This window comes from Cupriavidus alkaliphilus (assembly GCF_014191175.1).
Taxonomy (GTDB): Bacteria; Pseudomonadota; Gammaproteobacteria; order Burkholderiales; family Burkholderiaceae; genus Cupriavidus; species Cupriavidus alkaliphilus.
Genome location: NZ_JACHWE010000004.1, coordinates 1 through 17,200 on the forward strand (window position 1 = coordinate 1; position 17,200 = coordinate 17,200).

At 67.6% G+C, this 17,200-nt stretch carries 21 protein-coding genes; 14 read left to right on the forward strand and 7 right to left on the reverse strand.

The genetic code is table 11. The features are described 5' to 3' along the window. The 4 genes from FHX60_RS14855 to gpmA all read right to left on the reverse strand — a co-directional run. Positions 1–292: contractile injection system protein, VgrG/Pvc8 family (locus FHX60_RS14855; RefSeq protein WP_260163928.1), on the reverse strand; the 292-nt coding region annotated here is incomplete at its 3' end. 270 nt (positions 293–562) lie between these two features. Next, the gene (locus FHX60_RS14860; RefSeq protein ID WP_112773854.1) at positions 563–1,360 is read right to left on the reverse strand and encodes a HesA/MoeB/ThiF family protein; all 798 of its coding nucleotides are present in this window, start codon (positions 1,358–1,360) and stop codon (positions 563–565) included. Positions 1,361–1,391: 31 nt separating this feature from the next. After that, entirely contained in the window at positions 1,392–2,999 is a 1,608-nt protein-coding gene (locus FHX60_RS14865; RefSeq protein ID WP_112773853.1) for a S41 family peptidase, read from the reverse strand. A gap of 179 nt (positions 3,000–3,178) precedes the next feature. Next, entirely contained in the window at positions 3,179–3,925 is a 747-nt protein-coding gene (gpmA, locus tag FHX60_RS14870) for a 2,3-diphosphoglycerate-dependent phosphoglycerate mutase (protein WP_092307459.1), read from the reverse strand. Between the two features lie 201 nt (positions 3,926–4,126). Here gpmA and FHX60_RS14875 point away from each other — a divergent pair, with 201 nt between their 5' ends. The 5 genes from FHX60_RS14875 (at position 4,127) to FHX60_RS14895 (ending at position 7,737) form a co-directional block, all read left to right on the forward strand. Then, positions 4,127–4,540 carry a rhodanese-like domain-containing protein gene (locus tag FHX60_RS14875; RefSeq protein WP_012351614.1) on the forward strand — a complete coding sequence of 138 codons (414 nt, stop codon included), beginning with the start codon at positions 4,127–4,129 and terminating at the stop codon, positions 4,538–4,540. Between the two features lie 78 nt (positions 4,541–4,618). After that, complete coding sequence (gene grxC, locus FHX60_RS14880; protein WP_092307461.1) at positions 4,619–4,876, forward strand: glutaredoxin 3; 258 nt, start codon at positions 4,619–4,621, stop codon at positions 4,874–4,876. Positions 4,877–5,069: 193 nt separating this feature from the next. Continuing rightward, positions 5,070–5,588, forward strand: a complete 519-nt coding sequence (gene secB, locus FHX60_RS14885; RefSeq protein WP_012351616.1) for a protein-export chaperone SecB — start codon at positions 5,070–5,072, stop codon at positions 5,586–5,588. Between the two features lie 114 nt (positions 5,589–5,702). Continuing rightward, positions 5,703–6,719 (forward strand): NAD(P)H-dependent glycerol-3-phosphate dehydrogenase, encoded by a 1,017-nt coding sequence (locus FHX60_RS14890; protein ID WP_112773852.1) that lies wholly within the window; start codon positions 5,703–5,705, stop codon positions 6,717–6,719. 40 nt (positions 6,720–6,759) lie between these two features. Continuing rightward, positions 6,760–7,737 carry a Bug family tripartite tricarboxylate transporter substrate binding protein gene (locus FHX60_RS14895; protein ID WP_183283820.1) on the forward strand — a complete coding sequence of 326 codons (978 nt, stop codon included), beginning with the start codon at positions 6,760–6,762 and terminating at the stop codon, positions 7,735–7,737. Between the two features lie 15 nt (positions 7,738–7,752). Here FHX60_RS14895 and trmL read toward each other — a convergent pair whose 3' ends face one another. Together trmL and FHX60_RS14905 are read right to left on the reverse strand one after the other, a co-directional pair. After that, the gene (gene trmL, locus FHX60_RS14900; RefSeq protein WP_092307467.1) at positions 7,753–8,223 is read right to left on the reverse strand and encodes a tRNA (uridine(34)/cytosine(34)/5-carboxymethylaminomethyluridine(34)-2'-O)-methyltransferase TrmL; all 471 of its coding nucleotides are present in this window, start codon (positions 8,221–8,223) and stop codon (positions 7,753–7,755) included. Between the two features lie 98 nt (positions 8,224–8,321). Then, positions 8,322–9,179, reverse strand: a complete 858-nt coding sequence (locus FHX60_RS14905; protein WP_260163929.1) for a ComF family protein — start codon at positions 9,177–9,179, stop codon at positions 8,322–8,324. Here FHX60_RS14905 and FHX60_RS14910 point away from each other — a divergent pair. From FHX60_RS14910 to FHX60_RS14940, 8 genes are all read left to right on the forward strand, one after another. Continuing rightward, complete coding sequence (locus FHX60_RS14910; protein WP_183283822.1) at positions 9,168–10,121, forward strand: methyltransferase domain-containing protein; 954 nt, start codon at positions 9,168–9,170, stop codon at positions 10,119–10,121. The genes FHX60_RS14905 and FHX60_RS14910 overlap by 12 nt on opposite strands. A gap of 269 nt (positions 10,122–10,390) precedes the next feature. Then, positions 10,391–10,900 (forward strand): DUF2244 domain-containing protein, encoded by a 510-nt coding sequence (locus FHX60_RS14915; protein WP_092307471.1) that lies wholly within the window; start codon positions 10,391–10,393, stop codon positions 10,898–10,900. A 58-nt stretch (positions 10,901–10,958) separates the two neighbouring features. Beyond that, the gene (gene coxB / locus FHX60_RS14920) at positions 10,959–12,218 is read left to right on the forward strand and encodes a cytochrome c oxidase subunit II (protein WP_092307473.1); all 1,260 of its coding nucleotides are present in this window, start codon (positions 10,959–10,961) and stop codon (positions 12,216–12,218) included. 38 nt (positions 12,219–12,256) lie between these two features. Continuing rightward, the gene (ctaD, locus tag FHX60_RS14925) at positions 12,257–13,864 is read left to right on the forward strand and encodes a cytochrome c oxidase subunit I (RefSeq protein WP_092307475.1); all 1,608 of its coding nucleotides are present in this window, start codon (positions 12,257–12,259) and stop codon (positions 13,862–13,864) included. A gap of 75 nt (positions 13,865–13,939) precedes the next feature. Beyond that, entirely contained in the window at positions 13,940–14,071 is a 132-nt protein-coding gene (locus tag FHX60_RS27590; RefSeq protein WP_217449847.1) for a cytochrome oxidase small assembly protein, read from the forward strand. Positions 14,072–14,088: 17 nt separating this feature from the next. Beyond that, positions 14,089–14,700: a cytochrome c oxidase assembly protein gene (locus FHX60_RS14930; protein ID WP_092307477.1), complete on the forward strand. Its 612-nt coding sequence runs from the start codon at positions 14,089–14,091 to the stop codon at positions 14,698–14,700. A gap of 52 nt (positions 14,701–14,752) precedes the next feature. Further along, positions 14,753–14,977, forward strand: coding sequence for a DUF2970 domain-containing protein (locus tag FHX60_RS14935; RefSeq protein ID WP_012351628.1), 225 nt, complete (start codon positions 14,753–14,755; stop codon positions 14,975–14,977). A 145-nt stretch (positions 14,978–15,122) separates the two neighbouring features. Next, the gene (locus FHX60_RS14940) at positions 15,123–15,983 is read left to right on the forward strand and encodes a cytochrome c oxidase subunit 3 (RefSeq protein ID WP_092307480.1); all 861 of its coding nucleotides are present in this window, start codon (positions 15,123–15,125) and stop codon (positions 15,981–15,983) included. Between the two features lie 141 nt (positions 15,984–16,124). On the opposite strand, the gene FHX60_RS14945 is transcribed toward FHX60_RS14940, so the two are convergent. Then, on the reverse strand, positions 16,125–16,334 hold the full coding sequence (locus FHX60_RS14945) for a twin transmembrane helix small protein (RefSeq protein ID WP_012351630.1): 210 nt from the start codon (positions 16,332–16,334) through the stop codon (positions 16,125–16,127). A gap of 93 nt (positions 16,335–16,427) precedes the next feature. On the opposite strand from FHX60_RS14945, the gene FHX60_RS14950 reads away from it, so the two are divergent. Further along, positions 16,428–17,183 carry an SURF1 family protein gene (locus FHX60_RS14950; RefSeq protein ID WP_112773849.1) on the forward strand — a complete coding sequence of 252 codons (756 nt, stop codon included), beginning with the start codon at positions 16,428–16,430 and terminating at the stop codon, positions 17,181–17,183. Positions 17,184–17,200: the final 17 nt, after the last annotated feature.

A 17,200-nucleotide genomic window follows, 5' to 3' on the forward strand; every position in this document is an offset into this window, starting at 1 on the left:
CGAGGCTGCCGTCGGCGCCAAGCTTCTCGGCCTGGCGGATCAGGCCGGTGCGGCGTGACTGGCCGCCGCCGGCGAGCGTGGTCAGCAGTGTGATGCGCTGGCCGAGCAGACTGTCCAGCGCAATATCGGCATTGGCGCTGACCGCAACGATGCGCCATTCGAACACCGCAGAGATGGCCTCGCGGCCGGTCCAGGCTTCTATCGCCAGTTCGCGGATCGCACCGTCGCCTTCGAGCGCATACAAGCGATGGGCCGCACTGAAGAGGTGCTGGTAAAGGGTGGCTGCATCCATTCGCTGTCCGAACTCCCTGCGTCAATCGCTGTGGGGCGCGCCAGCAGAATAAGTGGTAAATGTGTCAAAAATATCCGCCACATTCTAGTGCCGTGCGCTAATGCCGGGCAGCAGAAAATTCCGCGCATGCAGCGGCCGCGCCTGCCGTAGTCACGATGGACTCGCGAGCAGGGGGCTTGGGAGAGGTGGGAGAGTCGAAGCGGGAGCGTTGTCGCGGCCATGCTGGCGCCTGTCAGCGCCGGCCGCATCGTCAGCGGGGAACTACCGGGCTCAGTGTCCGCCGCAAACCGGACAGTCCGGCGTACGTGCCAGCCGCATCGTGGTCCATTCCATCGACAGCGCATTGACCATCAGCAGCCGGCCGGCGAGGCTGTCGCCCACGCCGGCAAGCAGCTTGAGGGCCTCGGCCGCCTGTACGGTGCCGACCATGCCGACCAGCGGTGCGAACACGCCCATGGTGGCGCACGCGACTTCCGGCGCGGGTTCCGCGGGGGGGAACAGGCAGGCGTAGCAGGGGGCGTCGGGCTGGCGGCGGTCGAACACGCTGATCTGGCCGTCGAAGCGCAGCGCGGCGCCGGATACCAGCGGCACCTTGTGGCGCACGCAGGCGCGATTGACGGCCTGGCGCGTGGCGAAGTTGTCGCAGCAGTCGAGCACCACGCTGGCCGACGCCACCAGCTGGTCCAGTTCGGCATCGCCCACGCGCGCCGGCACGGTGACGATGTCCAGGCCGGGGTTGATGCGCAGCATGCCTTCGCGGGCGGAGTCGACCTTGGGCCGGCCCACGTTGGCGGTGGTGTGGATGATCTGGCGCTGCAGGTTGGTCAGGTCGACCTCGTCGTTGTCGACCACGGTGATGCGGCCGACGCCGGCCGAGGCCAGGAAGGGCAGGGCCGCGGCGCCGAGGCCACCAGCGCCGATCACCACGGCATGACCGGCCAGCAGGCGCCGCTGGCCTTCGATGCCCAGCTCGTCGAGCAGGATGTGGCGCGAATAGCGCAGCAGCTGTTCGTCGTCGAGGCCGTCGGACGGGTCGTCTTGCGGGCCTTCGTGGATCGCGTCGTTCATGCCGGCAGGCTCACTGAAAGGCCTCGGGACTTCACGGTGCCTTGCCGGTCGGCGTTCCCAGCGGCTCGCCGATTGGCGCGCTGGCCGGCGGCTGCTTGCCGGGGGCCGGTGCCGCCGGCTTGGCGGCCGGTGCGCTGGCGCCCCTGGCGCCGCTCTTGCCCGAAGGCTTCGCCGCCTTGCCGTTGTCGGCCGGCGGGTTCGTTTCCAGCTTGGACTTGGAGCGCTTGACCGGCTGGCCGTTGAGCTGGGCGATGGCCTGCTGCAGCATGAAGTCGTCGGTCGAGCCGAATTCCACCGGCTTCTTGCGGCGCTCTTTTTCGCGCTCTTCCGGGGTCTTCTTCGCGTTCTCTTCTTCCAGGCGGCGCAGTTCCTCGACACGGCGCTGCTCGCGCTCGGTCATTTCCGGTTCTTCCGATTCCTGCTTGTTGTGCAGGTGGCGCTCGGTGTCGATCTCGCGCGTGATCAGCGCGTCGTCGGGGTCGCCTTCGGGGTTCTGGTCGACCGGGATATCCGGACGGATGCCCTTGGCCTGGATCGACTTGCCGCTCGGCGTGTAGTAGTACGCAATGGTCAGCTTGATGCCGGTGTCGTTGGTGAGCGGGCGCACGGTCTGCACCGAGCCCTTGCCGAAGGTGGTCTTGCCCATGATCTGGGCGCGATGGTGGTCCTGCAGCGCGCCGGCCACGATCTCGGAGGCCGAGGCGGAGTAGGCGTTGGTCAGCACCACCATCGGGATCTTCTTGTAGAGCGCGGGCAGGTCCTTGAGCGGATCATCTTCCAGCGACGACAGGCGGTAGTTGTTGTACGAAGCCTTGTACACGCGCTTGGCGTCGGGCACCTGGCCGTTGGTCGACACCACCGTGGCGTCTTGCGGCAGGAAGGCCGCGGCCACGCCGACCGCGCCCTGCAGCACGCCGCCGCCGTTGTTGCGCAGGTCCAGCACCAGGCCCTTCATGTTGGGGTTCTTCTGCGCCAGCTCGGTCAGCTTGCGCGCCAGGTCGGAAATGGTGCGTTCCTGGAAGCTGGTCAGGCGGAGCCAGCCGATATTGTTGTCCAGCATCTTGGCCTTGACCGACTGCACGCGGATTTCGGCGCGCGTGATCGAGACCGGGAAGGTGCGTTCCTCGCTCTTGCGGTAGATCGTCAGCGTGACCTTGGTGCCGGGCTCGCCGCGCATGCGCTTGACCGCCTGCTCCAGCGGCAGGCCGCGCACGGGCTTGTCGTCGATACGGGTGATCAGGTCGCCCGGCTGGATGCCGGCGCGGAAGGCGGGCGTGTCCTCGATCGGGTTGATCACCTTGACCAGGCCTTCTTCCTGCGAAATCTCGATGCCCAGGCCGGCAAAGCGCCCGCGCGTGCCTTCCTGCAGTTCCTTGAAATCCTTCTCGTCGAGGTAGGACGAATGCGGGTCGAGGCTTGCGACCATGCCCTTGATGGCCTCGGTCAGCAGCTTCTTGTCATCGACCGGCTCCACGTACTCGCGCTTGATCTGCCCGAAGATATCGGCCATCAGCCGCAACTGGTCCAGCGGCAGGGGCCCCGATGAATTCTGCGCGGTCGCCGAAATCTGCAGCGTGGCGAGCACGCCGGCGACGAGGCCGACAGAAACTAGGCTGATGTTCTTGAGCGTCTTGCGCATGAGGGCTGCCTGAACTTGTACGCGAAGTACGGGTGTACGGTATGGGGATTATGCCGGCTGCGGCCGCCCGGCGCCGGGCGGTTTGTCCGACAGTATAAGTGCGAGTGGAGAAATGGGCCTGTCCCGTCCCGGCTCAGGGTGGGCGGCCGCACATCGTGCTGCGGCCGCCCGGGCGGATCTCAGCGTGCCTTGCCCTGGCTGGCCACGGCCGCCAGCGAGGCGGCGATGGCGTCCTGGTCACCCAGGTAGTAGTGGCGCAGGGGGCGCAGGTCGGCGTCCAGCTCGTAGACGAGCGGGGTGCCGTTGGGGATATTGAGGCCGACGATGTCGTCATCCGAAATCTGGTCAAGGTATTTCACCAGCGCGCGGATGCTGTTGCCATGAGCGGCAATCACCACGCGCTTGCCGGATTGGATGTCGGGGGCGATGGATTCGTTCCACAGCGGCATCACGCGGGCCACGGTGTCCTTCAGGCACTCGGTCAGCGGGATTTCGTTGCGCGGCACATTGGCGTAGCGCGGATCGTCGTACGAGGCGCGCGGATCGGTCGGCTCCAGCGCCGGCGGCGGCGTGTCGTAGCTGCGGCGCCATACCAGGACTTGTTCGTCGCCGAACTTGGCGGCGGTCTCGGACTTGTTCAGGCCGGCCAGGGCGCCATAGTGGCGCTCGTTCAGGCGCCATTCGTTGCGCACCGGAATCCACATCAGGTCCATTTCATCCTGAACGTGCCACAGCGTGCGGATGGCGCGCTTGAGCACCGAGGTGTAGGCCACGTCGAAGCCCATGCCGGCTTCCTTGAGCAGCTTGCCGGCCTGGCGCGCCTGGGCGGCGCCGGTCTCGGTCAGGTCGACGTCGACCCAGCCGGTAAAGCGGTTTTCGAGGTTCCACGTGGATTCGCCGTGGCGGATGAGGACGAGCTTGTACATGCTGCTGCTTCCAGAGAGTAGGTAACCTGCATGCGTCCGCGCCGTCACCTGGACGGGCCCTGAAAAACGGCCATGACGGGATTCGGTAAGCATCCCATGTCTCGGACAGGCGACAATGGCGGATGGCCGTGCAGCGGCAGGGCCTGGACGCCAAACCGCGTATTTTATAATGCCGCCGACCCAACCTACCGGAAAGCCAACGTGAATTTCTTCGCCGACTACAACAACCTCGCCCTGATCGCCCTCGCCGTGGTGTCGGGCGGCCTGCTGGCCTGGCCCGCGATCTCGCGCAGCGCGGGCGGCAAGTCGGTCAATACGGCCACCGCGACCCAGCTGATCAACAAGCGCGGCGCCGTCGTGGTCGACATCCGCGAGCCCGCGGAGTACGCCAAGGGCCACCTGCCGCAGGCCAAGAGCGCGCCGCTGGCTGACCTGGCCTCGCGCGCCGCCGGGCTTGCAAAGGACAAGGCCGCCCCCATCATCGTGGTATGCCAGACCGGCCAGCGCTCGGGCAAGGCCCAGGCAGCGCTGAAGGAAGCCGGTTACAGTGAGATCTACGCGCTCGAGGGCGGCATTGCCGCCTGGCAGCAGGCGGGCCTGCCGCTGGTGAAGTAAGCGCGGCAAGCTGTCGTAACCGTCACGGCGTGTCCCGGCCAGGCCGGGGCGCGCCCATTGCATTCAAGGAGACCCCGCATGGCCCGCGTCGTCATGTACAGCACCGTGGTGTGCCCGTATTGCCAGATGGCTGAACGCCTGCTCAAGTCCCGCGGCGTGGAAACGATCGAGAAGATCCTGATCGACCGCGAACCGGGCAAGCGTGAAGAGATGATGAGCCGCACCGGGCGCCGCACCGTGCCGCAGATCTACATCGACGACACCCACGTGGGCGGCTTCGACGACCTCTCGGCGCTCGACCGCCAGGGCGGCCTGGTGCCGCTGCTGGCCGCCTGAGTGGCCTCGGGGACGGGCCCTGCGAAGAATCGTCTGATTTTGCGCGGGGCGGTCCCGGCATCCCTCCCGGCGCGGGTGAATTCGCCACCCGCGTCATGTACCATATGCGTTTTCCAACCGGGCACCGGCCGGCCTTGCACGATGCCGCCGCCGTACCCGACACGCATCCAGCCCATCCTCCCGGAAGCCTTTCATGAGCGACCAGCAAAACACCCAGCAGGACGATCAACCTTTCTTCAACATCCAGCGCGTCTACCTGAAGGACATGTCGCTGGAGCAGCCCAACTCGCCGGCCATCTTCCTGGAATCGGAAGCCCCGTCGGTGGAAGTGCAGGTGAACGTCGGCGCTTCGCAGCTGCAGGAAGGCATCTTCGAAGTGGTGGTGACCGGTACCGTGACGACCAAGGTGCAGGACAAGGTAGCCTTCCTGGTGGAAGCGCACCAGGCCGGTATCTTCGATATCCGCAATGTGCCGGTCGAGCAGCTGGACCCGCTGCTGGGCATTGCCTGCCCCACCATCCTCTACCCGTACCTGCGCGGCAATATCGCCGACGTGATCACGCGCGCCGGCTTCCAGGCCATCCACCTGTCGGAAATCAACTTCCAGGCGCTGTATGAGCAACGCCTGCAGGCCGCCATGGAAGAAGCCCAGGGTGCCGAAGGCGGCAACAGCGGCATCGTCATGCCCGACGGCAGCCAGGCTCGCCACTGATCCCGGCGTCCTGCGCCATCCACTGAAACGGGGCTGCGGCCCCGTTTTGCCTTTGGGCTACCATCGTTGGCGCAAGCGGCCAGAGCGCTTGCGCCAACTACTGTTCGAGCTGCCATGAAACTGACCTTCCTGGGTGCCGGGGCGTGGGGCACCGCCCTCGCCAGCCATGCCGCGGCCACCAATGACGTGGTGTTGTGGGGACGCGACCCGGCGCAGCTCGCGGCGCTCGCGGCTACGCGCGAAAACGCTGCCTACCTGCCCGGCGTGACACTGTCCGAACGGCTGGCGGTGCAGGCGGATTTCGAGCAGGCGGTGGCGCACGCCGCCGACGATCCGGACGGCATCGTGGTGGTGGCCACGCCGGTGGCGGGCCTGCGCGAGATGACGCGCCGGCTGGCCGCGCGCGGCGCCAAGCCGGTCTCGATGCTGTGGCTGTGCAAGGGCTTCGAGGCCGGCACCCACCTGCTGCCGCACCAGATGGTGCGGGCCGAGCTCGACGCCGCCGGGCGCACCGAGGGCTTTGCCTATGGCGTGCTGACCGGTCCCAGCTTTGCCCGCGAGGTGGCCCTGGGGCTGCCCTGCGCGCTGACCGTGGCGGGCACCGAGCCCTCGCTGGCGGACCGTGCGCAGGCGGCCTTCCACCACCACGCCATGCGCATCTATGGCAGCGACGACCTGACCGGCGTGGAAGTCGGCGGGGCGGTCAAGAATGTGCTGGCGATCGCCACCGGCGCCAGCGACGGGCTGGGCCTGGGGCTGAACGCGCGCGCCGCGCTGGTGACGCGCGGGCTGGCCGAGATGACGCGGCTGGGCCTGGCGCTGGGCGGCCGGGTCGAGACCTTCATGGGCCTGGCCGGCGTCGGCGACCTGATCCTGACCGCCACCGGCGACCTGTCGCGCAACCGCAAGGTCGGCCAGCAGCTCGCTGCCGGGCAGAGCCTGGAGCAGATCCTGGCGGGCCTGGGGCACGTTGCCGAAGGCGTGCGCTGTGCGCAGGCGGTGGCCGAGCTGGCCGCCACGCACGGCATCGAGATGCCGATCGCACGCGCGGTCTGCGCGGTGCTGTTCGACGGGCTCAGCGCCGCCGACGCGGTGGCGCAGCTGCTGCAGCGCGACGCGCGCGACGAATGACCGACCGCGTTTTTCCCTTGCTCCTGAGCCTTCGCCTCGCATGTCCACACGACGCCAAGCGCTGATCGCGCTCGCTGCCGCCTGCGCCGCCGGCGCTTCCGCCAGCGCTTTCGCCCAATCGTGGCCGGCGCGGCCGCTGCGCATGGTGGTGCCGTTCCCGCCGGGCTCGTCGCCCGACCTGATCGCGCGCATCCTGACCGAAAAGCTGGCCGCGGCGCTGGGCCAGCCGGTGGTGGTGGAAAACCGCCCCGGTGCCGGCGGCAACATCGGCACCGGCATGGTGGCGCGCGCCGCGCCGGATGGCTACACGCTGCTGTTCACCATCAACGGCCCGCTGGTGACCGCCCCCACGCTGTCGCGCAACCTCAACTACGACCCGTTCCGCCAGCTGGCGCCGGTCACGCTGGTGGCGACCTCGCCCAACGTGCTGGTGGTCGATGCGCGGCTGCCGGTGCACAACCTGCGCGAGTTCGTCGCGCTGGCGCGGTCCCGGCCGGGTGAACTGAACTATGGCTCGCCCGGCAACGGCAGCGCCTCGCACCTGGCGATGGAGCAGCTGAAGGCGATGGCGGGCGTCGACCTGCAGCACGTGCCGTATCCCGGCTTCCCGCAAGTCACAACGGCGATGGTCGGCGGGCAGGTGCAGGCGGCCATCATGGTGCCGGCGATCGCGATGCCGCAGGTCAATGCCGGCAAGCTGCGCGTGCTGGCCGTGACCACCACGGGGCGCACCGCGGTGCTGCCGTCGGTGCCTACGGTGGCGGAATCTGGCTACCCCGGCTTCGAGGCGATTTCCTGGCAGGCCGTGCTGGCGCCCGCGGGCACGCCGCAGGCAGTGATCGACCGGCTTTACCGCGAACTGGTGGCGATCATCGGCAGCGCCGACGTGCGCGACAAGATGCGCGCGCAGTATTTCGTGCCGGCCGGGACTGCGCCGGCATCGCTGCGGCAAACCATGGCGAGCGAGAAGGCGCGCTGGGACAAGGTGATCCGTGCAGCCGGCGTGCAGCCCGAGTAAGCCGCCTCGGCAGCTTCAGCTGCCGCCCTCGAAGCCGTTCTGCCGCCAGGCCTCGAACACCACCACGGCGACCGTGTTGGACAGGTTCAGGCTGCGGTTGTCCGGCCGCATCGGCAGCCGGATGCGCTGCGCGGGCGGGAACCACTCGCGGCGCTCGGGCGACAGCCCGCGTGTCTCGGAGCCGAACACGAACCAGTCGCCCGGCCGGAATGCCACCTGGCCGAACGGCGTGGAGCCGCGCGTAGTCAGGGCGAACATGCGCGTCGGGTCGGGTTGTTCGCTGGCCATCAGCGCGTCCCAGCTGTCGTGCACGCGCATGGTGGCGTACTCGTGGTAATCCAGCCCCGCGCGGCGCATGCGTGCGTCTTCCAGCGGAAATCCCAGGGGTTTGACCAGGTGCAGCTGCGCGCCGGTGTTGGCACACAGGCGGATCACATTGCCGGTATTGGGCGGGATTTCCGGTTCGACCAGGACGACGTTGAACATGATGCGGGGCGATGGCGGGCGCGCGGGCGCCCTTCGTCAGAACGGTGCGCAGCTTACCGCGCGTCCGTGCCTGTGTCATCCCGCCCCGTGTTATCCCGCTACGGCGTGCGCAGCGCGACGATCACGCTGACCCGGGCCGCGCCCCGGGCCTTGAGCGCGGCGGCGGCCTCGTGCAGGGTCGCGCCGGAAGTCATGACATCGTCCACCAGCGCCACGTGCAGGCCGTCGAGCCGCGAGGCGCGCGCGGGCGCGAACGCGCCGCGCAGGTTTACCTGCCGCGCGGCCAGGTCCAGCGCGCGCTGGCTGCCGGTGTCGCGCTGGCGCTGCAGCAGCACCGGGTCGGCGCGCAGGCCCAGGCGGCGCGCCAGCGGCCGCGCGATTTCCCAGGCTTGGTTGAAGCCGCGAGCGGCCAGGCGTTGCGGCGCCAGCGGCACCGGCACGATCAGGTCGGGTGCGGCATGCCTGGCCGCGGCCCAGGCCCCGGGCAGGCCCTCGGCCAGCCTGGTGGCGAGCCACGCCGCCAGCGGCAGGGCGTGGCCGAACTTGAGCGCCAGCACCAGCTGGTCCTGCGGCGAGGCGTAGTCGCCCAGCGCATGGGCGTGGTCGAAGGCGCGGGGCGAGGCGCCGCAGGCCGGGCAGTGCCAATGCCGCCCCAGGGCCAGCGCGCACACCGGGCAGCGCCGCACCGGGCGCAGCAGGTCGGCGGCGCAGGGCGCGCATACCACCTGCCCCTGCACCGCCCCGCACAGCGCGCAGGCGCTGGGCAACAACTGTTCGCGCGCACTGGACCAAGCGCGGCCGGCAGCGCCGGCAGCCTGCGCGGCGCGCGCGTATACTTGCCGTCCGGTCGCGGCCCATCGGGCGCGGCGGCCTTGTTCGTCCGGCGCCTGGGGCAGAGCCTGCCCGCGCGCCGGTTCCTGTTTTCCTTGCTGCCCTGTCTGCCCGTGTCCCTCCATGCCGCCGATTCTCCCGATGCCTTCCTGCCGCCCGCGCGCCTGACCCGGCTCGCCTTCGACCGGCGCAGCCGCAGCTTCGGCCAGCTCGACTTCCTGCTGGGCGAGATCGGGCGCCGCATGCAGGAGCGCATGGAGGTGATCCGCCTGGCGCCGCAGCGCGCACTGGATATCGGCTGCGGCCACGGCCAGGGGCTGGCCGGGCTGCGCGCGCGCTTTCCGGATGCGCAGATCGCCGGCCTGGATATCTCCGGCGCGATGCTGGCCGAGGCCGGCCAGCGCGATCCGCAGCGCCGGCCCGGCTGGATCGGCCGCATGCTGGGCAAGCGGCCGCTGTTCGACCTGGTCCAGGGCGATCTTGCCACACTGCCTTTTGCGCCCGCGAGCTTCGACCTGCTCTGGTCCAACCTGGCCCTGCACTGGCACCCGGAACCGCACCGCGTGTTCCCGGAGTGGCACCGGGTGGCGCGCGACGAAGGGCTGGTGCTGTTCTCGCTGTTCGGGCCGGACACGCTGAAGGAGCTGCGCGCGGCCTTTGCCGAGGTCGACCGCGCGCCCCATACGTTGCGCTTTGTCGACATGCACGACATCGGCGACATGCTGGTGCACAGCGGCTGGTCGACGCCGGTAATGGATATGGAAACACTGACCGTGACCTACGAGTCGCCCGCCACGCTGCTGCGCGAGGTGCAGGCCTTCGGCGGCCTGCGCCTGCCCGCCGGGGCGCCGCCGCAAGGCCTGCACGGCCGCCGCTGGTACCAGGCGCTGACGCAGGCGCTGGAGCGGCGCCGCAACGCCGACGGCGTGATCCCGCTGAGTTTCGAGATCGTCTACGGCCATGCCTGGAAGCTGGCGCCGCGCGGTGCCCAGGCGCGCGACGGCGAAGGCCGCGCGGTGGTGCCGCTGGACCAGATCGGCCGTGCAAAACCGCGTCGCGCAGGTTAAAACTGAGTTAACTTGCGCCGGCGGCGGATTGCCGCAAACATAGTGCCGGCGCGGCGGGCAGGGCGATGGCAGTATTTCGGCCCATGCACAGAATCAGGCGGCGCGCAAGCCTCGCGGTCAAGGGGCGCCCTTGTCCGTGTATGGGAAGCGCCCTATAATGCGCCAGTTTGTCGCAGTGGTCCCCTGGCACAAGAACGTCCTGGTTTGCACGCACTGTGCGGTCCGGACGCCATCGTCCCGGGTGTGCATCCGATGCAGAGTGGTTGGCGATGCAAGACTTGGGTATCGCATTCCAGACGGCAGGTGGTGACTCCGGCGGAAATCTCGACGGACCTTCCTCCTCGCCCCACGACTGGCTGATGAAGCGGAACTGCTCGCTGAGTCCACGCCAGGTCGGCTGGTTTTACCTCTCGATCCTCACGGTTTCGCTTGCCATCGCGTTGTTTTTCGCCTGGCAAGGGTCGTGGCTCGTGCTGCCCTTTGCCAGCATCGAGCTGATCGGGCTGGGCATCGCCCTGCTTGTGTATGCGCGCCATGCGACAGACTATGAGCGCGTCAGCATCACCGACGGCACGCTGGTCGTGGAGACAGCCAGCGCCGGACGGGTGACGCGCCAGGAATTCAATCCGTGCTGGGTGCGGATCGAACTGGGTGAATCGTTCCGCGCGCTGGTGACGCTGCGCTCGGGCAGGCGTGCGGTACAGGTGGGGTGTTACGTGGACCCGTACCGGCGACGCAAGTTCGCGCAGGAGCTCGCAGCGGCCTTGCGCCACCTCTGAGAGGCGGCGGGAGCGGCGGCGGGGACAGATTTGAATCTGTAAATTGGGTAGATAACAAATGAAAATGTGGAAGAAGGCATCCGCAGTTTGTCTGGCTGGCGCGTCCCTGCTTGCCAGCCAGGCGGCGTCCGCGGTCAGCGACATGCCGGGCGGCCCCGCCGTGCGCCAGCTCAACCTGACCGAGCCGGTTACCAAGATCGCCGAACAGATTCACTGGCTGAACTGGATGATGCTGATCATCTGCACGGTGATCTTCATCGCGGTGTTCGGCGTGATGTTCTATTCCATCTTCACGCACCGCAAGGCCAAGGGCGCCAAGCCCGCCTCCTTTCACGAGAGCATCACCGTCGAGGTGGTGTGGACCATCGTCCCGTTCCTGATCGTGATCGCGATGGCCCTGCCGGCCACCAAGACCGTGGTCGCGATGAAGGACACCACCAACTCCGACGTCACCATCAAGGCCACCGGCTACCAGTGGAAGTGGGGTTATGACTACCTGAAGGGCGAAGGCGAGGGCATCTCCTTCGTGTCGACCCTGACCACCCCGCGCGAGCAGATCAACAACGAGCAGGCCAAGTCGAACACCTACCTGATGGAGGTGGACAACGAGCTGGTGGTGCCGGTCAACAAGAAGATCCGCATCGTCACCACTGCCAACGACGTGATCCACGCCTGGATGATCCCGGCCTTCGGCGTCAAGCAGGATGCGATTCCGGGCTTCGTGCGCGACACCTGGTTCAAGGCCGAGAAGATCGGCGTGTACCGGGGCCAGTGCGCCGAGCTGTGCGGCAAGGAACACGCCTTCATGCCGATCGTGGTGCGCGTGGTCTCCGATGCCGACTACACCAAGTGGGTCGACGGCAAGAAGAAGGAGCTGGCGGCCAAGGCCGACGATCCCAACAAGACCTGGACCCTGGACGAAGCCAAGGTGCGCGGCGAAAAGATCTACGCCGCCAACTGCGCGGTCTGCCACCAGCCCAACGGCAAGGGCGCCGGCGCGTTCCCGGCGCTGGACGGCTCCAAGATCGTGACCGGCCCGAAGGCAGGCCAGATGCACATGCTGCTGGAAGGCAAGGGCGGCATGCCGTCGTGGAAGCAGCTGTCGGACACCGAACTGGCCACGGTCATGACCTATACGCGCAACGCCTGGGGCAACAAGACGGGTGAAGTGATCCAGCCGAGCGAATTCGTGGGCGCCCGCGCGGGCAAGTTCCCCGAAGGCGGCGGCGCGGCCGGCGGCGAAGCGCCGAAGGCCGAGGCCAAGCCGGCTCAGGCTGACAAGCAGGCCAGTCTCGCGGGCGACCGCGTCGCCGGCTGACCCGCTGAAGACAGAACAGGATTAGAGGAGCATTAGCGATGAGTACTGCTACCCCGGACGCACTCGCCCATCCGCACGATCACGCGCATGACGACCACGCGCACGATCACCCGCATGGCTGGCGCCGCTGGCTGTTCGCCACCAACCACAAGGACATCGGTACGCTGTACCTGCTGTTCTCGTTCATCATGCTGCTGTCGGGCGGCGTGCTGGCACTGCTGATCCGCCTGGAACTGTTCGAGCCGGGCCTGCAGTTCTTCCGCCCCGAGCTGTTCAACCAGTTCACCACCATGCACGGCCTGGTGATGGTGTTCGGCGCGATCATGCCGGCCTTCGTCGGCTTCGCCAACTGGATGATCCCGCTGCAGATCGGCGCGTCGGACATGGCGTTCGCGCGCATGAACAACTTCAGCTTCTGGCTGATGCCGCCGGCCGCGCTGCTGCTGGCCGGCTCGTTCTTCGTGCCGGGCGGCGCCACCGCCGCGGGCTGGACCCTGTACGCACCGCTGTCGGTGCAGATGGGCCCGGGCATGGACATGGCCATCTTCGCCATGCACATCATGGGCGCGTCGTCGATCATGGGCTCGATCAACATCATCGTGACCATCCTCAACATGCGCGCCCCCGGCATGACGCTGATGAAGATGCCGATGTTCTGCTGGACCTGGCTGATCACCGCCTACCTGCTGATCGCCGTGATGCCCGTGCTGGCCGGCGCCATCACCATGGTGCTGACCGACCGCCACTTCGGCACGAGCTTCTTCTCGGCCGCCGGCGGCGGCGACCCGGTGATGTACCAGCATATCTTCTGGTTCTTCGGCCACCCCGAGGTGTACATCATGATCCTGCCGGCATTCGGGATCGTCTCGCACGTGGTGCCGGCATTCGCGCGCAAGCGCCTGTTCGGCTACAGCTCGATGGTGTACGCCACCGCTTCGATCGCCATCCTGTCGTTCATCGTGTGGGCCCACCACATGTTCACGACCGGCATGCCGGTGACCGGCCAGCTGTTCTTCATGTACGCGACCATGCTGATCGCGGTGCCCACCGCCGTGAAGATCTTCAACTGGATCGCCACCATGTGGCGCGGCTCGATGACCTTCGAGACCCCGATGCTGTTCGCGATCGGCTTTATCTTCGTGTTCACCATCGGCGGCTTCACCGGCCTGATGCCGGCCGTGGCCCCGATCGACATCCAGCTGCAGGACACCTACTTCATCGTGGCGCACTTCCACTATGTGCTGGTGGCCGGCTCGCTGTTCGCGCTGTTCGCGGGCTTCTACTACTGGGGTCCGAAGTGGAGCGGGTTCATGTACAACGAGGCCCGCGGCCAGATCCACTTCTGGGGTTCGCTGATCTTCTTCAACGTGACCTTCTTCCCGATGCACTTCCTGGGCCTGGCCGGCATGCCGCGCCGCTATGCCGACTACCCGACCCAGTTCGCCGACTTCAACGCGATCGCGTCGATCGGTGCGCTCGGCTTCGGCCTGATGCAGGTGTATTTCTTCTTCTTCGTGGTGTTGCCGTCGTACCGCGGCGGCCAGCAGGCCACGGACAAGCCCTGGGATGGCGCCGAGGGCCTGGAGTGGACCGTGCCGTCGCCGGCGCCGTTCCACACCTTTGAAGTCCCCCCGCAGGTCCGCTAAGGCGGCACCCGCGTAACCAGGCCGCGGAGGGGCGGCAGCGTCCGCCCCTCCGCGCCGGCAGGTATCAAGACCGTTATGCAGTCTCCAGACAAAAGCCCGTCACGCCCGGACCACAAGGCCGCCAACCGGCGCCTTGGCCTGATCCTGTTGTCGATCGTGGTGGTTTTCTTTCTGGGGTTCTTCGCCAAGATGAAGTTCTTGGGCTGAGGCGGCAGGGTAGCGACATGAGCATCGAGCAGCAGCCGGGCAGGGAAGCAGACAAGCGGTTCAACCGCGGCATGATGCTGCGGCTGGTCGTGATCGTTGCCGTGATGTTCGGCTTTGGCTATGCGCTGGTGCCGCTGTACAAGAAGATCTGCGAAATCACCGGCCTCAACGTGATCACCACGCGCGAGCTGCATGGCGCGGTGAAGAACACGCAGATCGACAAGAGCCGCACCATCACGGTGGAGTTCGACTCCAACGCGCGCGGCCCGTTTGCCTTCCGGCCGGTGAAGAACAGCATGGAAGTGCATCCCGGCGAGATGGCGACGATCGTCTATGAGGTGGCCAACGGGCAGCCGCGCGATATTTCGGCGCAGGCCATCCCGAGCTACGCGCCCAAGCAGGCGACCCAGTATTTCATGAAGCTGGAGTGCTTCTGCTTCAAGCAGCAGACGCTCAAGGCCAACGAGGCGCGCGAGATGCCGGTGGTGTTCGTGATCGATCCCGCGCTGCCCAAGGACGTGAAGAGCATTACGCTGTCGTACACCTTCTTCGAGGTGGGCACGCCGGTGGCGCAGGCGCCCGACGGCCAGCTGGCGCCGCAGCCCGCGCCGGCCGGCAAGGGCAGCTGAAGCGGACCGCCGGCGCGAGCCCGGCTGAAGCCGGTCAAGCGGAGGACGGGCGATGGATGAGATGAAGGACGCGGTCAAGCGCAAGCTGTCGTTTGCGCAGACCATGCGCGCGGTGTTGTGGTCGTTCATCGGCTTGCGCAAGGGCGCCGAGCACGAACGCGACATGGCCCGGCTGAACCCGGTGCATGTGGTGATCGCCGGACTGATCGCGGCGGCGGTGTTCATCGCGATCCTGGTCGTGATCGTGCGCCTGGTGGTCAGCCAGGCGGCGGCGTAGCAGGGCAGGAAGGGTAGACAACAAAAGCAGTCGCAGAACAAAAGCAACCGCGGCGGCGGGGCCGGCCCAGAGGAGGCGGGCGGCCTGCAGTGCCAAGGCGGGACAACGAATACTGAATCAAAGACTCTGAGCTGGAGATAAAAGAATGAGTGCGAATCGCGCAAACGCTCCGTACTACTTCGTACCGGGCCCGTCGCGCCACCCCATCACCGCAAGCTTCGGCCTGCTGCTGACGGGTGCCGGCGCCGCCGGTTGGGTAAACGGGCAGCCCTGGGCGCCGTACGTTTGCGGCTTCGGCCTGCTGTGGTTCCTGTTCGTGCTCAAGAGCTGGTTTGGCGACGCCATCAGCGAGTCCGAAGGCGGCATGTACGGCAAGAACATCGACCTGTCGTTCCGCTGGTCGATGGGCTGGTTCATCTTCTCCGAGGTGATGTTCTTCGCCGCGTTCTTCGGCGCGCTGTTCTATGCCCGCGCCATCGCCATGCCGTGGCTGGGCGACCTGAACAACAAGATCCTGTGGCCCGACTTCGCCGCGGTATGGCCCAACACCGGCCCGGCCGGCGTGGTGGAAACCTTCCAGACCATGGGCCCGTGGCCGATCCCGACCATCAACACTGCCTTGCTGCTGATGTCGGGCGTGACGCTGACCTGGGCGCACCACGCGCTGCTGGCCGGCAAGCGCAGCCAGCTGATCCAGGGCCTGTCGCTGACCATCCTGCTGGGCGCGATCTTCATGGGCTTCCAGGTGTACGAGTACATGCACGCCTACTCGGACCTGAACCTGAAGCTCAGCTCGGGCATCTACGGCTCGACCTTCTTCCTGCTGACCGGCTTCCACGGCTTCCACGTGACCATGGGCGCGATCATGCTGGCAGTGGTGCTGATCCGCGTGCTGAAGGGCCACTTCACCCCGGAGCACCACTTCGCCTTCGAAGGCGCGGCCTGGTACTGGCACTTCGTTGACGTGGTGTGGCTGTTCCTCTACATCGTGGTGTACTGGCTGTAACCGGTTGCCGTACCGGCCGGCGGCCCCCGGACTGACCGGGTCCGCCGGCGCCAACGCAAAAGAGAAACGCCGCAGGGGCCAGGCCAGCCTGCGGCGTTTGTCTTTTGCGGGCCCCGCACGGGGCCGTCGCGGTGCGCCGGTTCAGGGCGCCATGCGGATGCCCGTGCTGTGGATCCAGCCCATCCAGCTCGAGAACAGGATGAACAGGAACAGCGCCACCGAGAAGCCCACGCGCAGCATCAGCGAGCGCATCATGTTGGGCGTCTTGCCACGGTCACGCATCATGAAGAACAAGGCCGAGGCCAGGCTGGCGATGATCAGGATGAAGGCAATGATGATGACAAAGCGCATGGCGGGGCGGGTTGGGGGCAGGGGCGGCGCGACGTGCGGCGCACAGGCCCATTATCGCACCGGGGCGCGCTTCACAGCAGTGCCGCAGGGACGATGAGCTGGCGCCGCTTCGCCAGCCCGTTGCCGCTGGCCGCCGCGCTGGTCGTGATCGCGGTGACCTGTGCGCTGGGCAACTGGCAGCTCGATCGCGCGCACGAGAAGGAAGCGCGCGCCGCACGGCTGCAGGCGCTGGCAACCCAGCCGCCGGTGGTGCTGGGCACGGCGCCGCTGTCACAAGTTGTGACCGACCGGGCGGTGCGCGTGACCGGGCGCTTCGACGCATCGCGCACCGTATTGCTGGATAATCGCCCCCACGGCACCGGCGGTCGCAGCGGCGACAGCCGCGCGGGCTTCCTGGTGGTGACGCCGCTGCTGATCGGCGCGGCGGCGGGCGAGGCCGGCGCCATGCGAGCCGTGCTGGTGCTGCGCGGCTGGCTGCCGCGCGATGCCCAGGACCGCACCCGGATCGCGCCGTTTCCGACGCCCGAGGGCGAGGTGACCATCACCGGCACGGCACTGGCCGGCGTGCCGCGGGTCTATAGCCTGGGCCAGGAGGCCGCCGGCAGCAGGATCCGCCAGAACCTCGAGATCGCGCCGTATGCCGCCGAAACCGGCCTGGCCCTGCACCCGCTGGTGATCGAGCAGCGCAACGATAGCGGTGACGGCCTGGCGCGAGACTGGCCGCCTGCCGACGTCGGCGCCGAGCGCCACTATGGCTATGCCTTCCAGTGGTTCGGGCTGGCCGCGCTGACGGTGGTGCTGGTGGTCGTGCTGGGCTGGCGCCGCGCGCGCCGGCTGGCCGCACCCTGATCGAATGAATTGACCGC